17 protein-coding genes are annotated in these 20071 nt (G+C 42.2%); 10 read left to right on the top strand and 7 right to left on the bottom strand.

Going from position 1 to position 20071, the window contains the following annotated elements; translation table 11 throughout:
• The 9 genes from VF500_RS04605 to VF500_RS04565 all read left to right on the top strand — a co-directional run.
• Nucleotides 1-1719 (top strand): CocE/NonD family hydrolase (locus VF500_RS04605; RefSeq protein WP_330858555.1); only part of this gene is annotated, 1719 nt, incomplete at its 5' end.
• A gap of 136 nt (nt 1720-1855) precedes the next feature.
• Nucleotides 1856-2410 carry a hypothetical protein gene (locus tag VF500_RS04600; RefSeq protein ID WP_330858554.1) on the top strand — a complete coding sequence of 185 codons (555 nt, stop codon included), beginning with the start codon at nt 1856-1858 and terminating at the stop codon, nt 2408-2410.
• A gap of 10 nt (nt 2411-2420) precedes the next feature.
• The gene (locus tag VF500_RS04595) at nt 2421-3062 is read left to right on the top strand and encodes a M949_RS01915 family surface polysaccharide biosynthesis protein (RefSeq protein WP_330858553.1); all 642 of its coding nucleotides are present in this window, start codon (nt 2421-2423) and stop codon (nt 3060-3062) included.
• Between the two features lie 4 nt (nt 3063-3066).
• Nucleotides 3067-4737, top strand: a complete 1671-nt coding sequence (locus VF500_RS04590) for a M1 family metallopeptidase (RefSeq protein WP_330858552.1) — start codon at nt 3067-3069, stop codon at nt 4735-4737.
• An 11-nt stretch (nt 4738-4748) separates the two neighbouring features.
• A complete protein-coding gene (locus tag VF500_RS04585) occupies nt 4749-6413 on the top strand; it encodes a M1 family metallopeptidase (RefSeq protein ID WP_330858551.1) in 1665 nt (554 codons plus the stop codon).
• A gap of 216 nt (nt 6414-6629) precedes the next feature.
• Entirely contained in the window at nt 6630-7373 is a 744-nt protein-coding gene (locus VF500_RS04580) for a head GIN domain-containing protein (protein WP_330858550.1), read from the top strand.
• Nucleotides 7374-7450: 77 nt separating this feature from the next.
• Nucleotides 7451-8968 carry a KAP family P-loop NTPase fold protein gene (locus VF500_RS04575; RefSeq protein ID WP_330858549.1) on the top strand — a complete coding sequence of 506 codons (1518 nt, stop codon included), beginning with the start codon at nt 7451-7453 and terminating at the stop codon, nt 8966-8968.
• Nucleotides 8969-9021: 53 nt separating this feature from the next.
• Nucleotides 9022-10044 carry a proline iminopeptidase-family hydrolase gene (locus tag VF500_RS04570; RefSeq protein ID WP_330858548.1) on the top strand — a complete coding sequence of 341 codons (1023 nt, stop codon included), beginning with the start codon at nt 9022-9024 and terminating at the stop codon, nt 10042-10044.
• A gap of 54 nt (nt 10045-10098) precedes the next feature.
• The gene (locus tag VF500_RS04565) at nt 10099-10938 is read left to right on the top strand and encodes a DUF2911 domain-containing protein (RefSeq protein WP_330858547.1); all 840 of its coding nucleotides are present in this window, start codon (nt 10099-10101) and stop codon (nt 10936-10938) included.
• Nucleotides 10939-11237: 299 nt separating this feature from the next.
• On the opposite strand, the gene VF500_RS04560 is transcribed toward VF500_RS04565, so the two are convergent.
• The 3 genes from VF500_RS04560 to VF500_RS04550 all read right to left on the bottom strand — a co-directional run bounded on the left by VF500_RS04560 (nt 11238) and on the right by VF500_RS04550 (nt 14857).
• Entirely contained in the window at nt 11238-11963 is a 726-nt protein-coding gene (locus tag VF500_RS04560) for a DUF2490 domain-containing protein (RefSeq protein WP_330858546.1), read from the bottom strand.
• Nucleotides 11964-12100: 137 nt separating this feature from the next.
• Complete coding sequence (locus tag VF500_RS04555) at nt 12101-13126, bottom strand: hypothetical protein (RefSeq protein ID WP_330858545.1); 1026 nt, start codon at nt 13124-13126, stop codon at nt 12101-12103.
• A 9-nt stretch (nt 13127-13135) separates the two neighbouring features.
• Complete coding sequence (locus VF500_RS04550; protein WP_330858544.1) at nt 13136-14857, bottom strand: glycosyltransferase family 39 protein; 1722 nt, start codon at nt 14855-14857, stop codon at nt 13136-13138.
• A gap of 150 nt (nt 14858-15007) precedes the next feature.
• Between VF500_RS04550 and VF500_RS04545 the strand changes: the two genes are divergently transcribed.
• On the top strand, nt 15008-15487 hold the full coding sequence (locus tag VF500_RS04545) for a DinB family protein (protein WP_330858543.1): 480 nt from the start codon (nt 15008-15010) through the stop codon (nt 15485-15487).
• Here the strand turns inward: VF500_RS04545 and VF500_RS04540 are convergent.
• From VF500_RS04540 to cfa, 4 genes are all read right to left on the bottom strand, one after another.
• The gene (locus VF500_RS04540; protein ID WP_330858542.1) at nt 15484-16794 is read right to left on the bottom strand and encodes a hypothetical protein; all 1311 of its coding nucleotides are present in this window, start codon (nt 16792-16794) and stop codon (nt 15484-15486) included. The genes VF500_RS04545 and VF500_RS04540 overlap by 4 nt on opposite strands.
• 14 nt (nt 16795-16808) lie before the next feature.
• Entirely contained in the window at nt 16809-18317 is a 1509-nt protein-coding gene (locus VF500_RS04535; protein ID WP_330858541.1) for an FAD-binding protein, read from the bottom strand.
• A 2-nt stretch (nt 18318-18319) separates the two neighbouring features.
• Nucleotides 18320-18679, bottom strand: a complete 360-nt coding sequence (locus VF500_RS04530; RefSeq protein WP_330858540.1) for a Bor/Iss family lipoprotein — start codon at nt 18677-18679, stop codon at nt 18320-18322.
• A 131-nt stretch (nt 18680-18810) separates the two neighbouring features.
• The gene (gene cfa, locus VF500_RS04525) at nt 18811-19926 is read right to left on the bottom strand and encodes a cyclopropane fatty acyl phospholipid synthase (protein WP_330858539.1); all 1116 of its coding nucleotides are present in this window, start codon (nt 19924-19926) and stop codon (nt 18811-18813) included.
• Between the last annotated feature and the right edge of the window lie 145 nt (nt 19927-20071).

The following is a 20071-nucleotide window of genomic DNA, read 5'->3' as shown; positions in this document are numbered from 1 at the left end:
ATCTATACCCCGAATGATGCTTCGCCTCAAAACAAGTATCCCATGATGATGCAGCGTACCTGCTACAGCATTGCCCCTTATGGCGAGGATAAATACCCCGCAAGGCTTGGCCCATCTGAAATTATGATGCAAGAAGGCTATATTTTTATTTACCAGGACGTACGCGGCCGCTGGAAAAGCGAAGGCACCTGGACCAATATGACCCCGGTTATCGACAACAAAAAAAGTAAAAAAGATGTTGACGAAGGTTCTGATACGTATGACACCATCGACTGGCTGGTTAAAAACGTAGCGAACAATAACGGCAAGGTTGGTCAGTATGGAATTTCGTACCCCGGATTCTACACAGCAGCAGGAATCCTTTCAAACCACCCGGCGTTAAAGGCCTCATCTCCGCAGGCCCCTATCTCCGATTTCTTTTTTGATGATTTCCACCATAATGGTGCTTTTATTGAAGGGTACTTTTTCACCTTCCCGGTATTTGGTGTTCAAAAAACCGATACGACCAGCAAAGCCTGGTATACCATGCTTAAACCCGATAGCAAAGATGGTTATCAATACCTGTTAGATTTGGGCCCGCTTAAAAACGCCGATAAATATTATAAGGATAACTTCTTTTGGCAGGAGACTGTCAATCACCCTAACTACGATGAGTTTTGGCGAAAACGCGGACTGTTGAAACACTATGGCAAAGTAAAACCTGCCGTGATGCTGGTAGGCGGCTGGTTTGATGCCGAGGATTTAACCGGTCCGCTTGCTATTTATAAAACCATTAACAAAACCGATCCTAACGCCTATAATACCATTGTAATGGGGCCATTTGGTCACGGCCGCTGGTCGCGCGAAACGGGACATACCATGCACAGCAATGTTTACTTTGGCGATAGCGTGGCAACCTTCTACCAAAAAAACATTGAAGCTAAATTCTTCAACCATTTCCTGAAGGGCAATGGCGATAAAAATTCTGGCTTGCCAAATGCTTACATGTTTAATACAGGTAAAAAGGCATGGGCAACATTTGATAAATGGCCTGCCCCAAATGCCGTACACGAAAAAATGTTTTTAGGTGCTGATGGCAAGCTGTCAACCGCCCAGGCCGCGTCTGCCGGTTCAGTTTCATTTGTAAGCGATCCGCTTAAACCGGTTCCTTATACCGAGGACAATACCACCACTATGGGCTTTACGCCGCACAATTACATGAGCGAAGATCAGCGCTTTGCAGGTCGCCGTCCGGATGTGCTGGTTTACCAGAGCGAGGTATTAAATGATGATGTAACCCTTGGCGGCGAGATCATGGCGCACCTTAAAATTGCCACTACAGGCACCGATGCTGATTTTGTTGTGAAACTGATTGATGTTTATCCGTCAGATGAACCAAACAATCCATACATGCCCAACAAAAACATTATCCTGAGCAACTACTGGCAAATGGTACGTTCGGAGGTAATGCCGGCACGTTTCCGAAACAGCTTTGAAAAGCCGGAGGCATTGGTAGCTAATCAAAAAACTGATGTGAACTTCCGCCTGCAGGATGTACTACATACCTTTAAAAAAGGTCACCGCATTATGATCCAGGTACAAAGCACCTGGTTCCCGATAGTAGCACGCAATCCACAAAAGTTTGTGGAGAACCCGTACAAAGCAGATGAAAGTGATTACATCAAGGCCACCGAAACGGTTTATAATGATAGCTTTATTGATGTGCAGGTGTTGAAGTAATTGGTAGTGATTAGAGGTTGGAGGTAAGAGGTTAGTTATGGCTTCCTTTTACTTTCAACCTTAATTTTCCATCAAGCATGTTGAAGTATCCACCGGGCAATCTTTAAACAATATTAAATTCATAACTTTCATGTAAATGTTAGAAAAATTAAGAAGTCATAAAGAAGCAAATCACCGGGTAAGGATTTACAGTAAAGTTTCGAAGAATAAAATTCAACTGCGAAATGGTTACATTCTTGGCTTTTCGGATAATTTACTCCTGCTTAATGAAACCGATGACTTTAGACTTGCCGGCTACGCGATAATACGTATAGATCAAATCAAAAAAGTACGTTTTAACAAAGGAGATAAATACTTTGACAAAATGATGCGATGGGAAAAAGCTACTGAAAAAGTTGGGATAAAATACCAGGTCGATCTCGATGATTGGCATTCCGTTTTCAAATCGCTAAAAACGCTCGGCCTAAATGTAATAACGGAGTGTGAGGCAGAGGATATCGATACTTTTACTATTGGCCCCATAACAAAAGCAGGCAAAAAATACGTTTATATCACTGATTTCGATATTGAAGGTTTCTTTGACAATTCACCAACCAGTATCGACTACGAATCAATTACACGAGTTGCCTTTGATACGGAATACCTTAATATATTTAGTAAATATACACGGCATCGTAAAACCGGGAAATAATAAATGCAATATGAAACTACCATTTTTCATAGTATCGCTATTCATCGCGCAGGCCACATTTGCTCAACTCAAGGTAATCAAGCTTAGCAAAGCTGATATCCCCAAAACCATTACTTACAAGGGGCATATCATCGATGCTTTGAAATACGCCGATAAAACCGGCGAGCATTTAGTGATCACTACCTCAACCGGCGAAATCCAGGTTAAAGATACCGCTGTGAAGGATCTTGATCTTAGGCAGGCAAAGCTGTTTGCCTATTGTTATGATATCAGTAACAACCAGATTAAACTGAACTGGCAGATGCAGGATTATACTATTCCATGCGCTGTTGATGTAACAGCCAAATATATACCCGGCACATTTGCAGTTACAGATCTTGACAACAACGGCACAGCTGAGGTTTGGCTAATGTATCGTATTTGCTGCCGGGGTGATGTAAGTCCGCCTGGTATGAAGATCATCATGCACGAGGGTTCCGGTAAATACGCGGTGCGAGGGGAAGCACGGGTGCATTTATTTGATAAACATTATGCCGGCGGTGATTATACAATTGATGCAGCGTTAAAAAATGGCCCGGAACCATTTAAAAAATATGCTTTAGATCTTTGGAAAAAAAATCTTTTTGAGCCGGAAGGCGAACCACACATTTAAGTACATGAAAATAAAACAACTATATCTCGCATTGCTTACCTTACTAAGCACCGCAACAATTAGCCAGCAGGCCAGTGCCCAGCTCCTGAAAGAAAAAGAGCAGTTTACCCATGCCGATTCGCTTCGTGGAATGCTCACGCCTTTGCGTACCTGTTATGATATCAATTACTATCACCTTGATGTGAAGTTTGATATCGATAAAAAATTCATCAGCGGTAGCAACCAGTTTAAATTTACCGCCACGCAGGATTTTACAAAGCTTCAGTTCGATCTGTTTGCTAACCTTAAAATTGAAAAGGTTGTTTACAAAGATAAAGAGGTTGCCTTTACCCGCGATGGAAATGCAGCATTCGTTACTTTCCCTCAAACAATAACTAAAGGCAGCAAAGATGAGTTTACCGTTTATTATTCGGGCAACCCAACAATAGCTGTAAACGCACCCTGGGACGGAGGGGTAGTCTTTAAAAAGGACTCGCTGGGTAAACCATTTGTAGCTACTGCCTGCGAAGGCATAGGCGCCAGCATCTGGTGGCCTACCAAAGATCACCTGAGCGATGAGGTGGATAGCATGATGATCAGCATCAGCGTGCCCAAAGGTTTAAAAGATGTTTCGAACGGTCGCCTGCGTAAAGTAACCCAGCTTAAGGATGGTTATACCCGGTTTGATTGGTTTGTGGCCAACCCGATCAACAATTATGATGTAGTTGCCAACATTGCCGATTACGTTCACTTTGAAGATATTTACATGGGCGAAAAAGGCAAACTCAGTCTCGATTACTGGGTGTTGCCTACAAGTCTCGAAAAAGCAAAAAAACATTTCCCCGCCAATGTAAAACCTATGCTGAAGGCATTTGAACACTGGTTTGGACCCTATCCATTTTATGAGGACGGTTACAAACTGGTTGAAACACCTCACTTAGGTATGGAGCATCAAAGCGCCACCGCTTACGGCAACCGTTTTTTAAATGGCTACCTCGGTTATGATATGTCGGGCACTGGCTGGGGTACCAAATGGGATTACATCATTGTACATGAAAGCGGGCACGAATGGTTCGGCAACAATATCACCGGTAAAGACCTCGCCGATATGTGGGTCCACGAAAGTTTTACCTGCTACTCCGAGTCGCTTTTTATAGAGGATAACTGGGGCAAAAAAGCCGGATTGGATTATAACTACGGCTTAAGACTTACCATTAATAATGACAGCCCGATAGTTGGCGTTTATAATGTAAATAAAGAAGGCTCGGGCGATATGTATTCCAAGGGCGCGGTTTTCCTTAATATGATCCGTACTATTATTAATGATGATGAAAAATGGCGAGGGATCCTGCGCGGGCTTAACAAAACTTTTTACCATAAAACGGTTACTTATGATGATGTGGTAGGTTTCATCAACACACAATCGGGCATGAACCTTTCGGCAATATTTGATCAGTACCTGCATTACCGCAGCCTTCCTGTTCTTGAATTTACCAGTCATGAAAACAAGCTTTACTGCCGCTGGATCGCCGAGGCCAAAGATTTCAACATGCCCATCAGGGTGCGCGTAAAGGGCGGCGAATATAAATTCATCACCCCTACAAAACAACTGAGCCCCGTTGAAATTCCCGGCGCTACTAAGGATAATATCGAAATTGATTATTTAAACTACTACGTGGGTTCGCTCATGGATTAATCCCCAGATAAATGAAAAATAAGTTCTTAAATACTTGCGCAATTGCTTTAGGGCTAACAATAATCGGTGCGGCAACGGCCCAGGCGCAATTAGGTACCAATAAACAAACCTTTACCCGTGCCGATTCGCTCCGTGGTAGCTTAACGCCGTTGCGCACCTGTTATGATATCAACTACTATCACCTTGATGTGAAGTTTGATATCGATAAAAAGTTCATCAGCGGCAGCAACCTCTTCAAATTCACGGCTACTCAAAACTTCACCAAACTGCAGTTCGATCTGTTTGCTAATTTGAAAATAGAGAAAGTAGTTTACGAAGGTGCCGAAATACCGTTCACCCGCGAGTTTAACGCCGTGTTTATTACCTTCCCAAAAACAATAAAAAAAGGCAGCAAGGATGAATTTACCGTTTACTACTCGGGCAATCCAACCATAGCTAAACATGCGCCATGGGATGGTGGCGTAGTTTACACTACTGATTCGCTTGGAAAACCCTGGGTAGCAACCGCCTGCCAGGGTATCGGTGCAAGCATCTGGTGGCCGACTAAAGATCACCAGTATGATGAAGTGGATAGCGCCCTGATCAGTATCAGCGCACCTAATGGTTTAAAAGATGTTTCAAACGGCAGGCTGCGCAAAGTAACCGACCTGAACAACGGCTACACCCGATTCGATTGGTTTGTGGCTAACCCTATTAACAATTATGACATAGAAGCCAACATTGGCGATTATACCCACTTTGAAGGCACATACCAGGGCGAAAAAGGTCCGCTAACACTTGATTACTGGCCATTAAGCTATAACGTTGACAAGGCCAAAAAGCAATGGGAACTTGACGCGCCGCGGATGCTTAAATCATTCGAATATTGGTTTGGCCCGTATCCATTTTATGAAGATGGATACAAACTTGTTGAAACTCCGCATCTGGGAATGGAACACCAAAGTGGTACGGCTTATGGAAACCACTACAAAAACGGCTATCTCGGTCGCGATTTATCAGGTACAGGCTGGGGTTTGAAGTGGGATTTCATCGTGGTACACGAAAGTGGTCACGAATGGTTTGGCAACAACATCACCTCAAAAGACGTAGCTGATATGTGGATCCACGAAAGTTTCACCAATTATTCCGAATCATTGTTTATCGAAACTTTTTACGGCAAACAAGCCGGGCAGGAATATGTAAACGGTACCCGCAAAAACATCCGTAACGATAAACCTATTGTAGGCCCATACGGCGTAAATATGGAAGGCTCAGGCGATATGTATTATAAAGGCGGCAACCTGCTAAACATGGTACGCACCATCATCAACAACGATGATAAATGGCGCAGTATCCTCCGTGGACTTAACAAAACATTCTATCATAAAACCGTTACCTATGATGATATTGTAGGTTACATCTGCAAACAGGCAGGCATGAACCTCGCCCCGGTATTTGACCAATACCTGCACCATAAGGATATCCCAACCTTACAGTTTGTGGTTAAAGACGGCAAGCTATACTCCAAATGGATTGCCAATGCCGAAGGTTTTAACATGCCGGTAAAGGTACGCGTTAAAGGCGGCGGCTATATCTTTATTAAACCAACCATGCAGTTTACCCCGGTTAAGATCGACGGTATCACTAAAGACAATGTGGAAGTAGATACCTTTAATTATTATATTAAGGTTGATTGATGGTTGATTAGGTGAGTGGTTTATTGGGTGAATGGTTTAACTCCAAACAACCACTTACTCAATCAACCCAATCAACTACTCACTTAATCAAAACAACCACTCACCTAATCAACCAAATCAACTACTCACCAAAGCACCCGACAAAAAAATCAAATCCGGTGCAACTTTCCTCCCTCTACCGGCGTCTAATTTGAAAACGAAACTAAAACAACCGTCATGAAATCGATCTCAAAAATATTATTAGCCGCTGTATTGGCAGCAGGAACTACAGCATACAGCACTGCAAAACCAGTAAACCCCATTGTTAAACATACCGATCAAACCACGCAAGACCGTCATTTATCAGGCTTCAGCGCCATTGACCTGGCTGGTTCATTTGATGTTTACTTTACCCAAGGCTCAAACGAATCAGTAAAAGTTGAAGCACCTTCAGATGTTATCGATAAGATCATTACCGAAGTGCAGGGTGGCGTATTGAAAATTTACAGTAAAAAAGGTGTCAGCTGGGATAGCTGGAGCTTTGGTCGTAGCCGTAAAATGATTGTCCATGTGGTAGCTAAAGATATGACCAGCATTAACGTTGCCGGTTCGGGCGATGTTTATTTTAAAGAAGGGATCACCACCAATTCATTAAAACTAAAAGTAGTTGGCTCGGGCGATATGCTGGGCAAAGTAAACGCTAAAAACCTGGATAGCAGCATTTCGGGTTCCGGCGACATGAAACTTTCGGGTCGCGCCGATAACTCAAGAGTGAATGTTGTAGGTTCAGGCGATTTTACTGCCCGCGACCTGATTACCATTAACACTGAGGTGCATATTGCCGGTTCTGGCGATGCCACTATTAATGCCAGCAGTAAAATTGATGCCTCCGTAAGCGGCTCGGGCGATGTACATTATACCGGCGGAGCTAAAAACATTTCCAGCTCAAAAGCAGGTAGCGGGGATATTGAAAGGATATAACAGAACTTATTAATAATATTTATATTTAGCCTTGTACAAGCCAGTACAAGGCTTTTTTTATACCCAACCTTTTGACTATGAACCCTAAATTACATTCAAATAGAGAGCTCAACGATTATAGTATAAATGACAGCTTTGATTTTCTAACTAAAGCAGAAGCAATTAAAATCTTCCTTGAACAAAACTCCGCCTCACTGGAGGAGAATAAAATGATTATACTTTATGGTGATTGGGGAAGTGGCAAAACTTCATTAATGCGACATATAGCGAATACCATTGAACCGATTATTTATAAACCTATATTTTTCCAAGCCTGGGAACACGAAAAGGACGAAAACCTTGCTTTGTCATTGTGTGATGCATTAATTGAGGCATTAGATGATAAAACGTCTGAAATAGTCAAATCTTTTATGAAAGGCGCATTATTGACATTGAAGGGGTTTACTAACGCTGTCACATTTAAATCTTCCCATCTATTAGAAAAGCTTGGATTAGAGTTCGAATTCTCAGGTGAAAAATTTAATGAGGCCATTGATAAAGCTTTTGAAAAAGGACATGAACCTTCATTCTATGTTAATAACAAAGAATTTAAAGCAAGCTTTTTAGCTATTGAAGAACAAATCCTAAAAAAGTATGAAAGTCAAAAACTACTAATATTTATAGATGATCTCGATAGGTGCGAGCCTGAAAATGTTTTAAATCTCATAACAGCTTTAAAATTATTTTTCACTTATGGGAAAAGGTCGGTTTTCTTTTGTGGAATAGATAAAGAAGCTGTGACTAAAGCTGTAAAAACTAAATACAAGGATGTTGTCAAATCAGAAGAATATATGGAAAAAGTCTTTGATATAGCTTTTAGCATGCCAAAGACCTTTTCTATCACAAAACTATTAGAACCATATTTCCCGGGTGAAACCGTTCTTAGAGATGGGCGACCAATTAAAAACACTATACTGATAGAGTCTTTTTTCAACACAATAAGATTTACAAACCCGAGGCACCTCAAGAAGGTACTCAATAAGTACGAAATAATAAAATCATTTAAGGCTCTCTCGGCGATATCAGAAAACACAAGAAAATTAATTCCAGACATTATTGTTGAAAAAAATAAAGGCAATACGTTTGAAACAATATATTGCCTATTTATTATATTATTATATGAATTTCATTTAGAAGATTTTACTGAATTAGAAAATTATGAAGAAAAAATATTAAAGTATATTGAACCTTCTATAGAATTCCATAAGCTAAGTTCGAGTTCGCCTGTAAATTATGATTCTACAGCCACGAATTTACGCCAACGTTATTTTGTGACAGATCATACTAAGACATCATTATCGACTTTATTCGCCAACAGGGGTAATGCGCATAGCTTCTCTTTCACAAAATTCTTATTCTTATTTTCCCATTCTGAAATAAAATATCTTGCGTATATACACGATAATGATTTAACCGGGTATGATCGTTCGTTCAACGATACACGATTATTAACCTCATATTGCAAGTTCTTGATAAAATATAAAGAAGAAGTAATTTCAAGCGCTTCTGATTATCCTATTTGGAACCTCTTTGAAATGGTAAAATATCTTCTTTAAATTTGGTGTAATTTTATCGATTCTTAATCATCTTCACCATTCCTGTCGCTCACATGAAAAAGCTATTCTTCATCCTGATCGCAGCCTGCTTTTGCGCATGCGATAATCCATCAAAACCAACTGCAGATACGGCTGCTGAGTCAACAAATGCACCTTACGAAATAAAAACCGGCGGCAGCAAAATGATCAAAGTTGCCGGGAAGTATAACGTATGGACTAAAAAAGTTGGTGATGGTAAAATAAAAGTATTGCTATTACATGGCGGTCCGGGTTTTTCACATGATTATATGGAATGCTATGAGGACTTCCTGCCGAAGGAAGGAATGGAAATTTACTACTATGATCAGCTTGGCTGCGGAAATTCAGATGCGCCTGCCGATACATCTTTATGGAATATTCCCCGTTATGTTGAAGAAGTAGAGGAAGTGCGCAAGGGATTGGGACTGGATAAGTTTTACCTGATCGGTCATTCATGGGGCGGCATGCTGGCTATGGAATATTTGCACAAATACCAGTCGCACGTAAAGGGAGCGGTACTATCAAATATGACTGCCGGAATTAAAGGTTATGTTACCTATGCTGCCGAGCTAAAGAAGAAATTTTTCACACCGCGCGATATCGCTTTATTTGATTCGTTAGACAGGCTCAAACAATACGATTCGCCACAATACAATAACCTGCTGATGAATAAACTATACACGCAGGTAATCTGCCGGTTACCTTTAGACAGCTGGCCCGAACCGCTATGGAGAGCCTTTAAAAAAGCCAATCATACCATCTACATACAAATGCAGGGTGTTGACGAATTTCACGTGACCGGCAATTTTAAAGGATGGGAGTTTTGGGATAAACTGAAGGATATAAAAACACCTACCCTTGTTTTGGGTGGCATACACGACGAAATGAATCCCGAAGACATGAAAAAAGAAGGTCGTTTATTGCCTAACAGTCGCACCTATCTGTGTCCTAACGGCAGCCACATGAGTATGTATGATGATCAGCAAAATTACTTTACAAATCTCATCGCCTTTTTGAAGGATGTTGACGCGGGTACCTTTACTGCAGATAAAAAGTAGCACACCAATTATACCACAGTGTTTTATATTCCACCACTATTAAAACCGTAAATCATGAAAAAGTTATTTATCTGTATCATCGCCATGATGGTATTTACTACGGTAAATACCTATGCGCAGTTAACACCGCAGCCCAGTTCAACACAAAGTATTGTACAGAATTTCGGCCTCGGAAAAATCAACCTTACTTACTCCCGTCCGGATGTAAGAGGCCGTAAAATATTTGGCGGCATGGAGCCTTACGGAACCGTTTGGCGCACCGGCGCTAACTCAGCCACAGTAATTAAATTTACTGATGAGGTAAGCATGGAAGGCAACAAGGTCCCGGCTGGTGAGTATGGTCTGTTCAGTATCCCTGGCGAAAAAGAATGGACCATCATCCTCAGTAAACAGCCTAAACAATGGGGAGCGTATATGTATAAAGAAGCCGATGATTTTCTGCGCTTCAAAGTAAAAACAGAACGCGTTTCTGCACTCACAGAAACAATGACCCTTGCATTTACCAATGTAACCACAACCACCTGCGATTTACAAATGATGTGGGAGCACAGCGGTTTCGTGATCCACATGACCACTGATATCGATGCCAAAGTAATGGCGCGGATCGATTCGGCCATGAACACCGATAAAAAGCCCTACTATGAGGCTTTGATCTATTATTACAACAATAATAAAGACATGGACAAAGCTTTAGCCTGGGCTACCGAGCTGGAAAAAAACAAGGAAATTCCGCCATTTGTGCCTAAACTGTGGAAAGCACGGATCTTATTGAAAAAAGGGGACAAAGCCGCAGCTATAACCACAGCCCAGGAAGGCGTGAAAATGGCCACCGACATGAAAACGGATGAGTATGTACGTTTAAATAATGAGGTAATTGCGCAGGCTAAGAAGTGATGTTTTAACCTCCTATCATCGTTAATAAAAAAACCTTGTCAATATCGCTGGCAAGGTTTTTTTATTAATTTATTTAAAGTCCTCTCCATAAGTCTTCCGGAGCTGCGAATTAGTTGAAAATATTGGCTAAAAAGCCATGTCATTGCGAGGAGGCACGACGAAGCAATCTCGTAGCTATACAGATCGGACATGCACTGACTACGAGATTGCCACGCTACGCTCGCAATGACATGGCTTTTTAGATAATTTCGTCTTCCGGATCATCTAAATCCTCCCCTTTGGAGAGAATTTAGGAGAGGTTAAAACCTCGTGTAAAAAGCCACCTGTGCTACATGGTTTACCACATAAGCATCGGCTTGTTTAATGTATTGATTAAGATACCCCGCTTCGGCATCAAATGATTTGCTGAAACGGTAACCAACCGCTACGTAAGCGCGGTTTTGATCAAAAAAGTGTTTGTTCACCTTGTTTTTGTTTTGCACATTTACAAAGGCCTCGTTTTGCAGGGCGAGGAAGGTACCTTCAGTAAACACGTCCGAATCAGGCTTCATCGGGATCACGGCACGGGCAAAATACCTGAAACGCTGCGCAAAATAACGATCGTTCTTATTATCGGCAGTATTTCCTAAAAAGCGCTGTTCCAACCTTAAACGGTGTGCCAGCTGTATGTGTTTGGTAAGCTTGTGGGTATAAGTGTACTGCTGCCAAATGCGGTGCTCCGGGCGAAAAGTTGTTTCGTTGTCGGGAGTACGGCCATAGGTAGCTATGTAGGCATAACCCAAAGCCCCCACTTTGTTCTTAGCGAAATAATAATTAGCCGAAGGGCGTAGCAGGATGTGTTTAAGATAACTTACCTCATCGTGTGAGCGCAATTGACCGTCGAAAGAATAGCCCCAATGCTCGGATAATTTATGGCTATGAAATATAGCCGCCCAACCCGAAAACTGGTTGTCCTGTGCAAGCAGCTTTGCAGGTGCCGCAAGCAGTAGTACTGCAAAAATTAATAGTTGTTTTTTTAATTGCATGGATATTATATGTGTGTTATAAAGGTTAACATTTATTATAGAGATCATTACATGCATCTCTTTTTACGACAGAAAGTTGCAGGATCTGTCATATAGCAGGTAAAGACGCATGTGATGCGTCTCTACGCTTAAATTCACTAATCCTTAAACCTCACCAACGTTTGGCGGCCTAGGTCAACCGTTACCCTGAAGGCTTCCTGGTTGCTGCTGTAGCCCGGCGTTTGGTGCAGGCTCAATATAAACTGTCCTTTTACACGCTTGTATAAAAACGGCGTGTAAATAATATCGAGGCGGTTATAGGTCTTCTTTTCAAAAAACGCATCACCATAAATAATATGGCTGCCCTGGCCTTTGTAAAATTCATCAAACAAGGCAAAACGTTTCCAGCTTAAATAGGCATTAGCCACAAAGCCGGTCGGTGTCCTGAAACCATCAACACCACGTACCCGCTCAAATGATGTCATGGCACCAGTCTCAATAGATAACGAATCTAATATGGTTTTATGACTGAAGTCCAAACCTAATCTTATTTGTCCGCCGCCGTTATCCTGGATATGGTCGTTAGGCAACAGCACTTCGGCCCCTGCATCATGCATCAGCAAAAAGTAGTGTGATACATAAAACGGCCCGGTTAAGCTTGGACGGTACTTACCCGAAAAGCCGAACAGGAACTGCTCGCGGTCAGTAACCGTTTGGCGACTTACCCAGTCAATCCAAACAGTTTCGGTCAAGTGATCATTATGGAAACGTGTAAGCAAACCCTCAACGTTGGGCCGGTAGTATCGCAAAGTATCATTCAATAAAGCCCGGGGATAATCATCCAGCAAACCTTCGCGCGGGAAGGCACCGGCATTAAACAACCAGTTTTTGCCTGTAAAGCTGTAATAAGCAACCGGATTCACTTTTAAAAAGTATGGTTTAGCACCAAACTCGTGAATACCGTTAACACCTACTATGAAGTGGTTCAGGCTGTCAACGTTCAGACCAAGATCGAGCGCGGTACGTACGCCCGAATAGGTACGCGAGCGGGCCACAAAGTCCTTATACTCGCGGTTATCCATGAAACCCAAACCGTTAAAATGGATATCGAGGCTCCCTTGCGCAAGGGCAGCGGTAGTGGTTATGATCAAAAAAAGGATTAAAAGGTATATGCGTTTAAACATAGCTGATTATTATTTTACTGTAATGTTGATGCTCTTGCTATTGCGGCCACCAAAAAACGGCTCGGTACGAAGTGAAAAAATAAGTTGATATCTGCCCGGCTGATCCGGTGCTGTTACATTGAATTTAAAATGAGTGCTCTCACCCGGCTTCAGGGCGATATTATGAAAAGAATCATCAGCCTTTTGATTGGTGATCTGATCGGTCTTTTTAAAGAAACAGGCTTCAAAAAACACGGGGTGCTTTTGATCTTTATTGCTGAAATCAATGGCGAATGGATATGGATTTTTAACTGTCAGATCAAAATCCACTTTTTGTCCCGGGCTAACCGTTTCTTTATTTGAAGGCGATTCAAACTCAACCCGCTGATAGGTGCGCGTATCATCAACCCAGCCGCCATACCATTTGCCTGCAAATACGTTAATGGAGTCGGTGGTTACACCTGGCAACCAAACATCCAATACGTAATAAGTTTTTTTATGCTGAATACTGTCTTCTATCGGCCAGATATCGTACTGGGTACGGCGATAGTGCCGCGAATCATAGGCAAGTCCGTGGGTGGTATTGTTATAAAAATTGTATTTGGAAGGATCCTGAAAGCCTTCATAAAAAATCACATAATTATCGCCGGCCTTTTGTTTGATCTGATGAGCCCACTCCTTAAACCCAAAAAAGCTTTTCATGGCATCTATCTTTAACAAAAAAGGCGGCCCCCAGATGATACAGATGCGGACAAGCAAAATCAGGCTTGTATTTATTATGGCTAAACGATTAAACCAGGCTGGCTTTCCTCCAGGTATGGCGAAACTGATAAGCACCAGCATGCTTAGTGGCACATAGGCAATGAGTGTCCAATGAAGTTGAACTTCGCCTTTAAAAGATGTTAGGAAAAAGAACAGCAAAATGCCTACACTATTTACAAGTAAGGTGCGGGTAAAAACATCCTGGATCTTGCTTGTAAATCCTTTGTAAAACAAGAACCAACCAATCAGCGGTCCTGCCATTAGCAATTGCCCCAAAGGATATAGATAGGTATTATCCAGCTGATAATCATCAGCCGAACGCTCATTAAGGTGATAACTTATCGATGGATAATCATGGTTCACCTGCCAAATAATGTGAGGAGCGTATAAAGCTAAGACAAGTATTACTATACCGTAAAACGATCCGCGCTTTAATAGTTTAATGTTAGATGCCAGTGTAAAAGCAACCAGCAAAATGCCGTGATACTTACTATATAACAGGCAGGCGATCACAACACCTAATATAACGGCCAGCTTAAAGCTGTCCTCTTCAATATATTGCTGATAAAAATATAGGAACAACACTGTGAAGAACAGTAACGGCGCATCGGGCGTGGTGGTAAAACCGTAAATATGGAATACGAAAATACCTGAGATCACTAATATAAAGTTAATGGCATCAACTTTATACCGCTTTAACATCACCCACATCAGGTACAACGACGCCGTGGTGCTGATCACCGTAAAAAACCTCACACCAAATTCATTATGCATGAGGCTGTAACCGGCTTTAATAAAAACGGCCACCATAGGCGGGTGATCGTAATATCCCCAATCTAAAAACCGCGAGTAAACCCAGTAGTAAGCTTCATCAGCATGAATCTCAAGCGTAAAGGCCTGTACAGCATTTAGCAAAGCCCACAGCAGTAAAAAATAAATTATTGGCTTGTTATATTTTACCGGCGCGCTATTTAAAGAGATCTCCTGCATTAAAATGGATGAGTAAATGAATGGGCAAAGGTATGATAAAAGATATAAGCCATAAAACGTTGGCAGCGGCGATATGATAATTTGACGAAAAACATACCACAATCTTCATAATTTAGCACTGCTGTAAAGCCTTAACCCGTTCAACCTAAAATGAAACAAGAATTTGAAGTTATCAAAAAACCACGCCTGATGCTGCTTAATGTTGTTAAAGACCTTACTCCTGAACAGCTTAACTATACCCCCGCCGGCTTCAACAACAACCTGATCTGGAACCTGGCGCACCTTATTTCGGGTCAACAAGGTATTTGCTATACCCGTGCGGGTGTGCCTATTGTGGTAGATGATAAGTATTATACCCCCTATCGCCCCGAAACCAAACCACAGGGTTTTATTAATGCAGATGATATCGCCGAAGTTAAAGAGCTGCTCATTTCAACCATTGACAAATTGGAGGAAGATTATCATGCAGGCATTTTTGCAAACTATCAACCGATGACTACCCGCTACGGCGTTACGTTGAGCAATATTGAAGAAGGCATCCGTTTTTTGCCATTTCATGAGGGTTTGCATGTGGGTTATACTATGGCTTTGAAAAGAGCTGTTTTGGAAGAGATGAGTAAGCTTGCTTAATAAACTATCTTACTAAAGGGAATACCCACAGTTAATCCGATTGCTGTTTTATTATAAGGCAGGCGGGTATCTTTTAAGGAATTGTTCATGTCCTGAAGTAAAAGCTGTGCTTCAAAATTTATGGCAGGCACACCTTTTTTATCAATCAAAACAATGGGGATACCTATAATAGAGTTGAGCGCCTTATATGTACCCCAGTTTTTCTCGATCCGGAAGCTGACGCCAACATGCGATGTTGATGGGATGTAAACCAGCTTACCTGCGGCAACCGGTGTTATAAAGTTTTTATACTGGCCTATATACCTGTCTCCCCTATTTATCGTTACGGTATTCGTGCCATCCGCTCCCTGCGCTCCTGTTACATCTGCATTGAATAATGAACCGCTTTGTACGGAGTTATTCACAAAGCCCTTGCCTGCAAATGTTAAAAAGAACCTGCCCAATTTTGGGCTTTCCCAAAAGCGGGTATGGCTTATAAATAACTCGAACGGATAATTATAATGTTTGTTAACCTCTGTGTTAACATTATCACTCACCATAAATCTTTGCGGTATAACAGGGATATAAACGCCAAACGTTGTCCAGTTATCGGTCACCAGATCATAATTAGCTGAGTTAACCATTAGTTCCGATTGCTGTTCGGAAAACTTTTGCAGATAATCCGCCCGAAATGTTGCGTAAAAAGTTTTCCGGAGCTTGTTTTTAACTTCGTTGAGATTTTGTCCTGGGATCTCATCCTGCTTTAAAGCGTTAAGGGATTGCTCAAACTCTTCGGCTTTTTTGTTGATACTTTGGGCGAGGGTATTTACCATTAATGCGCGCGCTGCATCCATTTGCTTTTTTGATTCGCCGTTTGCCGCGTAGTGGGTCGTGGGTTTCCCCACCCATGTTTTTTGAATGGTAAAGCCAAGCTGGTTATCAAAATACCTGTTTGTAAGCTTAGCTGCATAAGCGTTTGCGATATTTACCCGTGCACCAACAACCACGAACGACCTTACCCAATCGTCACTATCTACCGGCTGATGAAAATTATGATTGATGCTGATCATCCCCTCCGCCGCATTGATATTAACATAGTTTTTATACAGCGAAAGATCCTCATTACCGGAGAGATAGGGACTCACTTTATTCGACAGGAAAATATTCATGGCCTTGTTAGAGATCAGCATTCCCTGCCCGCTACTGTTTGGCCAGTTGGTTACTTTGCTGTTTATGGCTTTTATCTCATCGATGATCTGTGCAATGGTTTGTGCTTTCGCTCCCACCGCTACGCAGCACAAAAACAGGCAACAGATTACTGCCTTCAAACACCTTCGATATTTCAGGCCAGCCCCCATTGCTGTGTAATTTGATTGGTAAAAACTTTCTGGCAATCTGCATTGAGCAAAGTTTTACGGGCATTGATCCAACGGGTGGCAGCATCGCCATACATTCGTTGAATACGTTGAGGGGTAACCTCATTGGCCTTACCCCAATGAAAGGTAAAGGGAATATTTTCATGCTCAAGCATCAGCCACACCTGGGTATAAAAATTGTAGGCTTTGTCAGATAGCGGCGCATCCAATTCCATAATACAGGTATGCTCAAAACGCGTAAAGCCTAATGTGGCTTTGGTTTGCTTAACAAACCTGAATGAAAACACGCCGCTGAAAGGGCCAATATCTTTATTGATCTTTAGCATCAGATCGGCAACTTTGGGCGAAAGCTGGGCGGGAAAACCAATTGCAGAGCTCAACAATTTACCTCTCAAAGTAGTATTGCTAAAAATTTCGCCAAGCGTACCAAAGTGAGGGTCTGTATTGGTGGTCATGCTGGTGTTCAATACCTTGGTAACTACAATGGGGACCAAAGCAGGTACCGCATCAGTAATAGTGCCTATAAAACTGGCTGCATCATCTCCCGGACCGATCCCTGCCGCATTATCAACCGGTGGCTGATAATTAGTACGATATGGCCGCTTATACATAGTAGTTACGAAAGCCCCCTTATCCAGATCATACGGGTTAAGCAATACAGAAAAATGGAACGGCCGTTCGTTACCGCATGGTAGCTTATTAGTGTTACTAAAATCCAGCGTTTCCATCATGCCTTGCAGCTCTGTATCATAGGGCAACCGCTGCACATAAGTTTCTAACAAAAACAAAGGTTCGGTTTCCATCAATACACCATGTATGATACCAAAACTGCCGAAACTTACCAAAGCTGCATTGAAAAGCTCATCGTCCTGTACCAGCTCGGTTTGCAGCAAATCCATAAACTTTTGTGCTACTACCGGTGCCGATGCCCTTTCCAGCCAGATATGCCTGTCGGGACTAACCACAATATGCAGGCCCACTACAAAATCAGGTGTTGCGCCAAAGTCAAACGCCGAACCATGAGTTCCCGTGCCAACAGCACCGGCTATAGTTTGCCCGTTGCTGGCCCCCGAAGTTTTGAGAGACAAACCCCTGTTTTTCAGAAATGCGCCGAGTTCCCAGATGCCGTTGCCGCTTTGGGCAAAAAGTAAATGATCCTTGTTACCCGCATAAGCCGGATTTACCGCTGTATCAGCTACGGTAAACCTTGTATTAAGTGGCTTGGTATCCAGCATTACACCATCTTTAACCGTGGCTATCTTTGTCCAGGACCAGCCCGCGCCTAACGACCTTAGCGGTGTATTAGTTTCGATAGCTTCCTTTATAATATTTTGCAGTCCTTTGGTGGCATCATTATAACTGTCAAGCGCATCAAGGTTATCTTCATTGCCCAATTCATACAGATCTTTAATTTGTTCTGTAAAAGTTTCGTGCCGGTTTTCCCAGCTGCTAACTCCTGTTTTAATAACTTTCATAGCTACTTTCCAATTACGCCTTCTTTGGCACAAGGTTTACCACATTTCCACTCAACCCGTGCAGGGCTCCAAATGCCTAAAGTGATCACTGTAAGGAGTGAATAACCAAAGTTATTTTTCACCGTAACTTCGGCCATACCATTGGAGCCAAGGGAATCACATATAGGGGTAACTATTCGCTTAGGGCTTTGAATGGCCCCCCAAAAAAAGAAATTTACATTTTGGTGCGATACTTCAGTGCCGGCCTGGGCTTTGGTTTCAACCCGGGCTGTATAACAACTGCTTAACAGTACCGGAAGTAACAGGATGGGTATAAGTTTTCGATAAAAACGGGCAGACCGGTTCAGATAGGATGGCATCATAAGGCAAGTATTTAGGATTTTACTGAATAGAAATAAAGTAAACCTAAATACCTGATTTTCAAATAAGTAAAAACACGTTTATTGAGTACGTATTTTTACGCCATTTTTTAAACATTGCTTGAAGAACAGCTTTATCTTATTGATTTGTATAAGCCCAAATGTTTGGGTTTAGTTAAAACAATATGCCACAAATGATTTTTTCTTGAACGGAAGGATGCAGCACTGGCGCTAAGATAATAGCGCCACATACGATAAAAAGTATCGCCATATTTGTCACTAAGCTGAGGCCAGCTCTGTTCAAATTTCTTACGCCATTCCATACAGGTGCGGTCATAATACACCCCGAAGTTGTGCCAGTCTTCAAGGATAAATAAACCCTGCCAGGCAGTTGAGAGCTGCGCAGCAGACGGCAACATACCGTTGGGGAAAATATATTTATCGATCCAGGGATCGGTAACTTTGGTAGAATAGTTGCCACCGATAGTATGCAGCAGAAAAATGCCATCGTCGGTCAGGTTTTTGGCAACAGTTTCCATATAGGTTCTGTAATTACGGTAGCCGACGGCTTCCAGCATAGCTATCGATACTATCCGATCGAACTTTTCATTAATATCCCTGTAATCTTCCAGCCTGATCTCAACCGGTAAGCCTTTATTGATTTCCCGTGCGAGTACTGCCTGTTCTTTAGAAATAGTTAAGCCAACTACCGACACACCGTATTTTTCAGCGGCATATTTGGCAAAGCCTCCCCAGCCACAACCGATCTCTAACATGCGCATTCCGGGCTCCAATTTCAATTTACGACAGATCAAATCAAGCTTGGCTTCCTGCGCTTCATCTAAAGTTTTGGCGTTTTCCCAATAAGCGCAAGAATACATCATGCGTTTATCAAGCATTTGCTCAAACAGATCGTTGCCAATATCGTAATGTTTATGTGCAACTTCTATAGCCTTTGATTTGGTTTGCTGGTTACCAAATTTTGCCTTTAAAAAATATTTAAGCGTATTTAAATCGCGGGGAAGCGCTTTATCAATGCGGTGATATTGCACACGGAAAAAGAATTCATCCAGCGCTTCGCAATCCCACCAACCTTCCATATAAGCTTCGCCAAAGCCTAATGAGCCCCCGGCCAGCAAACGATCATACAATTTAGGATTGTGTACCTGTACATCCCAGGGATTGGTACCATTCATGGTAATACCCCCTGCAGCAAACATATTTGTAACAATCTCTTTTGATGACCCCATAGTTATATAGATAATTTTGCCGATAAATATACACATCTACCGCGGGTTTAGTGCAGCGTAACCCCTGGGATAAATGGTATAAGCTTCCAGCTTGAGCTATAATTCCAATTTGTGACTGCCGCGGGTTTAGCGCAGCGTCCCCCGT

It is taken from the genome of Mucilaginibacter sp. (genome assembly GCF_036383575.1).
Classification (GTDB): domain Bacteria; phylum Bacteroidota; class Bacteroidia; order Sphingobacteriales; family Sphingobacteriaceae; genus Mucilaginibacter.
This window is presented reverse-complemented; position numbering and strand designations above follow the sequence as displayed.

Bases quoted from the DNA above. Each gene is read 5' to 3' on its own strand.
- VF500_RS04600 (WP_330858554.1), top strand. From the start codon at position 1,856: ATGTTAGAAAAATTAAGAAGTCATAAAGAAGCAAATCACCGGGTAAGG.
- VF500_RS04595 (WP_330858553.1), top strand. From the start codon at position 2,421: ATGAAACTACCATTTTTCATAGTATCGCTATTCATCGCGCAGGCCACA.
- VF500_RS04590 (WP_330858552.1), top strand. From the start codon at position 3,067: ATGAAAATAAAACAACTATATCTCGCATTGCTTACCTTACTAAGCACC.
- VF500_RS04585 (WP_330858551.1), top strand. From the start codon at position 4,749: ATGAAAAATAAGTTCTTAAATACTTGCGCAATTGCTTTAGGGCTAACA.
- VF500_RS04580 (WP_330858550.1), top strand. From the start codon at position 6,630: ATGAAATCGATCTCAAAAATATTATTAGCCGCTGTATTGGCAGCAGGA.
- VF500_RS04575 (WP_330858549.1), top strand. From the start codon at position 7,451: ATGAACCCTAAATTACATTCAAATAGAGAGCTCAACGATTATAGTATA.
- VF500_RS04570 (WP_330858548.1), top strand. From the start codon at position 9,022: ATGAAAAAGCTATTCTTCATCCTGATCGCAGCCTGCTTTTGCGCATGC.
- VF500_RS04565 (WP_330858547.1), top strand. From the start codon at position 10,099: ATGAAAAAGTTATTTATCTGTATCATCGCCATGATGGTATTTACTACG.
- VF500_RS04560 (WP_330858546.1), bottom strand. From the start codon at position 11,963: ATGCAATTAAAAAAACAACTATTAATTTTTGCAGTACTACTGCTTGCG.
- VF500_RS04555 (WP_330858545.1), bottom strand. From the start codon at position 13,126: ATGTTTAAACGCATATACCTTTTAATCCTTTTTTTGATCATAACCACT.
- VF500_RS04550 (WP_330858544.1), bottom strand. From the start codon at position 14,857: ATGCAGGAGATCTCTTTAAATAGCGCGCCGGTAAAATATAACAAGCCA.
- VF500_RS04545 (WP_330858543.1), top strand. From the start codon at position 15,008: ATGAAACAAGAATTTGAAGTTATCAAAAAACCACGCCTGATGCTGCTT.
- VF500_RS04535 (WP_330858541.1), bottom strand. From the start codon at position 18,317: ATGAAAGTTATTAAAACAGGAGTTAGCAGCTGGGAAAACCGGCACGAA.
- VF500_RS04530 (WP_330858540.1), bottom strand. From the start codon at position 18,679: ATGATGCCATCCTATCTGAACCGGTCTGCCCGTTTTTATCGAAAACTT.
- cfa (WP_330858539.1), bottom strand. From the start codon at position 19,926: ATGGGGTCATCAAAAGAGATTGTTACAAATATGTTTGCTGCAGGGGGT.